This window comes from Mycobacterium sp. (assembly GCF_036488105.1).
In the GTDB taxonomy this organism is placed as follows: Bacteria; Actinomycetota; Actinomycetes; order Mycobacteriales; family Mycobacteriaceae; genus Mycobacterium.
This window is the reverse complement of sequence record NZ_DASXHW010000557.1, coordinates 1-5565: the sequence shown is the minus strand read 5'-3', so window position 1 is coordinate 5565 and position 5565 is coordinate 1. Positions and strand designations below refer to the sequence as shown.

The 5565-nt window shown below is 66.0% G+C and carries 7 protein-coding genes; 5 read left to right on the top strand and 2 right to left on the bottom strand.

Going from position 1 to position 5565, the window contains the following annotated elements; translation table 11 throughout:
• Nucleotides 1-309 precede the first annotated feature (309 nt).
• Genes cysD through VGH54_RS29355 form a run of 4 tightly spaced genes read left to right on the top strand, consistent with a single transcriptional unit; the run spans nt 310 to nt 4344 of the window.
• Nucleotides 310-1245: a sulfate adenylyltransferase subunit CysD gene (gene cysD, locus VGH54_RS29370; protein ID WP_414688838.1), complete on the top strand. Its 936-nt coding sequence runs from the start codon at nt 310-312 to the stop codon at nt 1243-1245.
• A complete protein-coding gene (gene cysC, locus VGH54_RS29365; RefSeq protein WP_331515698.1) occupies nt 1245-3098 on the top strand; it encodes an adenylyl-sulfate kinase in 1854 nt (617 codons plus the stop codon). The genes cysD and cysC overlap by 1 nt, the downstream gene beginning before the upstream one ends.
• Nucleotides 3095-3832, top strand: coding sequence for a 3'(2'),5'-bisphosphate nucleotidase CysQ (locus VGH54_RS29360; protein WP_331515697.1), 738 nt, complete (start codon nt 3095-3097; stop codon nt 3830-3832). Before cysC ends, VGH54_RS29360 begins: the two co-directional genes overlap by 4 nt.
• Before the next feature lie 29 nt (nt 3833-3861).
• A complete protein-coding gene (locus VGH54_RS29355) occupies nt 3862-4344 on the top strand; it encodes an Rrf2 family transcriptional regulator (RefSeq protein WP_331515696.1) in 483 nt (160 codons plus the stop codon).
• Here the strand turns inward: VGH54_RS29355 and VGH54_RS29350 are convergent.
• Together VGH54_RS29350 and VGH54_RS29345 are read right to left on the bottom strand one after the other, a co-directional pair.
• Nucleotides 4341-4730, bottom strand: coding sequence for a VOC family protein (locus VGH54_RS29350; RefSeq protein ID WP_331515695.1), 390 nt, complete (start codon nt 4728-4730; stop codon nt 4341-4343). The two genes, VGH54_RS29355 and VGH54_RS29350, sit on opposite strands and share 4 nt — an antisense overlap.
• 60 nt (nt 4731-4790) lie before the next feature.
• Nucleotides 4791-5204 (bottom strand): VOC family protein, encoded by a 414-nt coding sequence (locus tag VGH54_RS29345; RefSeq protein ID WP_331515694.1) that lies wholly within the window; start codon nt 5202-5204, stop codon nt 4791-4793.
• A 77-nt stretch (nt 5205-5281) separates the two neighbouring features.
• Here VGH54_RS29345 and VGH54_RS29340 point away from each other — a divergent pair.
• Nucleotides 5282-5565: LLM class flavin-dependent oxidoreductase (locus tag VGH54_RS29340; RefSeq protein ID WP_331515700.1), on the top strand; the 284-nt coding region annotated here is incomplete at its 3' end.

Below are 5565 nucleotides of genomic sequence, written 5' to 3'. Positions count from 1 at the left end.
GTCACCGGTTAGTTCTCGGGCTCGCCGCACGTGACGCCTGAGCCACTTCTGTCGCTGAGCGGCGGATTACTGCCTCCCTCGTTAGGGCACCGCGGGCGATATCACTGCCATGAAATCTGCGCGCCTAAACCCGGATTTTCGCTCGGAGGCGGGCAGATCGGTCGCCCCGGAGGCAGGTCTCGCCACCCGCGTTGCGCCTAACTTGGCACGTCAGCCACCAATCCGTTGACAGCGCCGCTCCCGGCTGGTTTCATACTCGGTAATGCTCATAATCCTGATCAAAACTACCAACTTTACCGAGAAAGGGGGATGATGACCAGCCAAGAGGCGACGGCCGCCCCGGCGGCGGGGCAGTACGAACTAAGTCATCTGCGCTCCCTGGAGGCCGAGGCGATTCACATCATCCGCGAGGTTGCCGCCGAGTTCGAGCGTCCGGTGCTGCTGTTCTCGGGTGGCAAGGACTCGATCGTGATGTTGCACCTGGCGCTGAAGGCTTTCCGCCCCGGACGCCTGCCGTTCCCGGTGATGCACGTCGACACCGGTCACAACTTCGACGAGGTGATCGCCGCCCGCGACGAGTTGGTGGCCGAGACCGGCGTGCGGTTGGTGATCGCCAAGGTGCAGGACGACATCGACGCGGGCCGGGTAATCGAAACCATCCCGTCGCGCAACCCGCTGCAGACCGTGACGCTGCTGCGCGCGATCCGGGAGAACAAGTTCGACGCCGCATTCGGCGGTGCCCGCCGTGATGAGGAGAAGGCGCGCGCCAAGGAGCGGGTGTTCAGCTTCCGTGACGAGTTCGGCCAGTGGGACCCCAAGGCCCAGCGGCCCGAGCTGTGGAACATCTACAACGGCCGGCATCACAAGGGCGAGCACATCCGGGTCTTCCCGCTGTCCAACTGGACCGAATTCGACATCTGGTCCTATATCGGCGCCGAGAAGATCAAGCTGCCGTCGATCTACTACGCCCATCGGCGGCAGGTGTTCCAGCGCGACGGCATGCTGCTGGCCGTCGACCGCCACCTGCAACCGCGCGCCGACGAGAAAGTGCTCGAGAAGACGGTCCGATTCCGCACCGTCGGCGACGTAACCTGCACCGGCTGTGTGGAATCCGATGCCGCAACCGTCGCGGAGGTCGTCGCCGAAACGGCGGTCTCACGGCTGACCGAGCGGGGCGCCACCAGAGCTGACGACCGGATCTCCGAAGCCGGCATGGAAGACCGCAAGAGGCAGGGGTATTTCTGATGAGTGCGTCAACCACTTTGCTGCGCATCGCAACCGCCGGCTCGGTCGACGACGGAAAGTCTACGCTGATCGGCCGCCTGCTCTACGACTCCAAGGCCGTCATGGACGACCAGTGGGCCTCGGTCGAGCGAACCTCCAAGGACCGCGGCCACGAATATACCGACCTGTCACTGGTCACCGACGGGCTACGCGCCGAGCGGGAACAGGGCATCACGATCGATGTCGCCTACCGCTACTTCGCCACTCCCAAGCGGAAATTCATCATCGCCGACACCCCGGGGCACATCCAGTACACCCGTAACATGGTGACCGGGGCGTCCACCGCACAGCTGGCCATCGTGCTCGTCGACGCCCGCCACGGTCTGCTGGAGCAGTCCCGCCGGCACACGTTCCTGGCGTCACTGCTGGGCATCGAGCACATCGTGCTCGCGGTCAACAAGATGGACCTGATCGATTGGGACAAAGACGCTTTCGAGGCGATCCGCGACGAGTTTTACGCCTTCGCCACCCGCCTCGACGTCCAAGACGTGCTCACTATCCCGATGTCGGCGCTGCACGGCGACAACGTGGTCACCAAGTCCGAACACACCCCGTGGTACGAGGGCCCGACGCTGCTGTCGCACCTCGAAGAGGTCTACGTCGCCGCCGACCGTAACCTGGTCGACGTCCGCTTCCCGGTGCAGTACGTCATCCGCCCGCAGACTCGTAACCATCAAGACCACCGCAGCTACGCGGGCACCGTGGCCAGCGGTGTGATGCGTCCGGGCGACGACGTCGTCGTGCTGCCGACCGGTAAGCCCACCCGCATCACCGCGATCGAGGGGCCCAACGGGCCGGTGGCAGAGGCATTTCCGCCGATGGCCGTCTCGATCAGCCTTGCCGACGACATCGACATCTCGCGCGGCGACATGATCGCCCGGCCCGCCAATGCGCCGCGGGTCACCCAGGAATTCGATGCGACGGTGTGCTGGATGGCCGACGCCGCGGCGCTGGAAGCCGGGCGCGAGTATCTGATCAAGCACACCACCCAGACCACGCGGGTGAGGGTCACCGCGCTGGACTATCGGCTCGATGTCAACACGCTGCGGCGCGACAAGGACGCAACCGCGTTGCAGCTCAACGAGCTTGGCCGCGTCTCGCTACGCTCCCAGGTGCCGCTTTTGCTCGACGAGTACACCCGCAACTCCAGCACCGGGTCGTTCATCCTGATCGACCCGAACACCAACGGGACCGTTGCCGCGGGCATGGTGCTGCGGGAGGTCTCGACTCTCTCGTCCAGCCCCAACACGGTGGTGCACAAGTCGCTGGTGACCGCCGAGGACCGGACGTCGCGCGGCCGCACCCTGTGGTTCACCGGGCTTTCGGGTTCGGGCAAGTCGTCGGTCGCGATGCTCGTCGAGCAGAAGCTGCTCGAAAAGGGCGTTCCCGCTTATGTTCTCGACGGCGACAATCTCCGCCACGGCCTGAACGCCGACCTGGGCTTTTCCATGGCCGACCGCGCCGAGAACCTGCGCCGGCTGGCGCACGTCGCGGCGCTGATCGCCGATTCCGGCCACACCGTCCTGGTTCCGGCGATCAGCCCACTGGAAGAACATCGCGACCTGGCCCGTGGGGTGCACGCCGACGCCGGCCTGGATTTCGTCGAGGTGTTCTGCGACACCCCGCTGGAGGATTGCGAGCGACGAGACCCCAAAGGCCTCTACGCCAAGGCGCGAGCCGGTGAGATCACCCACTTCACCGGCATCGACAGCCCGTATCAGCGGCCGAAGAATCCCGATTTGCGGCTCACGCCAGATCGCAGCTGTGACGAGTTGGCGGAGCAGGTCGTCGATCTGATCGAGGCCCGCAGTTGAGCGGCCACACTGATCACGAGGTGGCGGCCCGGCTGGCCACCGAAGCTGGCCAGCTGTTGCTCGCGGTGCGGGAGGAACTTGCCGATGCCACGGCAGCCGAACGAAAAGATGCGGGGGACAAGCGGTCCCACGACTACTTGATCGAAGCGCTGGCGCGTGAACGTCCCGACGATGCTGTGCTCTCCGAAGAGGGCGTCGACGACCCGGTGCGGTTGAGCGCGCAGCGGGTGTGGATCGTCGACCCGCTGGACGGCACCAGAGAATTCTCCGAACTCGGCCGCGAGGACTGGGCCGTGCACGTCGCGCTGTGGCAAAGCGGTGCCCTGGTCGCTGGCGCGGTTGCCCTTCCGGCACAGGGCGTTACGTTGGCCACGCCCGATCCGGCACCCCCACCGGCACATTCCGGCGAACCCCGAATCGTGGTGTCACGGACCCGCCCACCGGCGGTCGCGCTGCAAGTCCGCGATCAGTTGAATGGCACCCTGGTCGAGATGGGTTCGGCCGGAGCGAAGGTAGCCGCCGTCATTCAAGGGTTGGCCGACATCTACGTCCACGCCGGTGGACAGTACGAGTGGGATTCGGCGGCTCCGGTCGCGGTGGCCCGCGCCGCCGGACTGCACACCTCGCGCATCGACGGGTCGCCGCTGGAGTACAACCGGGCCGACCCGCTGTTGCCGGACCTGGTGGTGTGCCGCCCCGAATACGCCGACGCGGTGCTCGCGGTCACGGGCTGAGCCGCGAAGGGTGGGACAATACTCATTCCATGCGGATGTCGGCGAAGGCGGAGTACGCGGTGCGGGCGATGGTCGAGTTGGCCACGCTCGGTGACGGCGTGCGGGTCACCACCGACGATCTGGCGAATGCTCAGGGAATCCCACCGCAGTTTCTCGTCGACATCTTGTCCACGCTGCGCAACGATCGGCTGGTGCGAAGCCACCGCGGTCGCGACGGCGGTTACGAACTAGCCCGTCCCGGAACAGAAATCAGCATCGCCGACGTATTGCGCTGCATCGACGGTCCACTGGCCAGCGTCCGCGACATCGGCATGGGCGATCTGCCCTACTCCGGCCCGACCGCGGCGCTGACCGACGTGTGGCGGGCGTTGCGGGCCAGCATGCGCTCGGTGCTGGAGCAGACCAGCCTGGCGGACGTCGCGGCCGGAGCCCTGCCCGACCACGTCGCTGGGATGGCCGACGACTACCGCGACCAGGAGAGCCACCGGCACGCTCAGCGCGGCGCGGGCTAGCTGCCCGACCCGTAGGGCCGGGTGAGGATCTCCAGATAGTGGCCGGCCGGGTCCTGGAAGTAGACGCCGCGACCACCGTCGTTGGTGTTGAACTCGCCGGGCCGCCGTCGGGCCGGATCGGCCCAATGCTGCAGCCCGCGTGACGTGATCTTGCCGTAGATCGCGTCGAAGTCGTCCTCGGAAACCAGAAACGCGTAATGCTGCGGTCGTACCTCCTCGCCGGCGGCCACCTCGGCGTAGTCGAGGGTGGCGCCGTGTTCGAGGGCGACGGCTAGAAAGTGGCCGAACGGCTTGGGACTCGGCAGCCCGAACAGTTCGCTGACGAACTCGGCGGACTTCCGCTGATCGTGGGCGGCGACGATGGTGTGGTTGAACTCGATAGGCATCGTGCTTCCAGTGAACCACTCTGGCCGGCCCGCCGCCACAATGCCGCCCCAACGCCGGCGCTACTTTGGCGCGGTCAACTCCAGGGCAATGTTGTCCGGATCGCGAAACTCCAGAATGTAGGCCGGTCCGATGTCTTTGACCGGCTCGTGGTCGATCCCTAGCTCGTCGAGATACGCTGCTGCGGAGTCTAATTCGTCCTTATCGGCCGTCCTGAACGCGATATGGTCCAGGCCGGCGCGGTCCTCGTGGAAACGATCGCTGGCCACCGGCCGCAGCGCGATCAGCGCACCACCCAAGTCGTAGATGACGCCACCGAACAGGAACCCGAGCTGCTTGCGGGTCGCCTCGTCGGCGTTGTCGGGGACTTCGAGCAGGACGGGCCACCCGAAGACGCTCTCGTAGAACCGTCGAGATTGCTCGATGTCGGTGACGGTGAGCCGCACATGCGCGATCGAGTTGGCGGTGATGACCATCCCGCTGATGCTGCCACGTCGGCGAGGTGCGGGCATAAAGCGGTCCGCATGCCAGAATCGCGATTGTGCAGGTAGCGATGACCATGCCGGTCATGGAGCCGGAATTGGACGCCGAGGTGCTGCGGAACTGGGCACAGGCGATCGACGACGGACCGTTCTCGTCGTTGTGTTGGGGCGAGCGGATCGCCTTCGACAACCCCGAAACGTTGACGCTGATGGGCGCGCTGGCCGCGTGGACCGACCGGGTGCGGCTGGTGACGACGGTGATGGTGCCCCAACTGCACGACCCGGTGATGCTGGCCAAGGCGTTGGCGACCGGGGACATGTTGTCCGGTGGGCGGCTGACCGTGGGTCTTGGCAT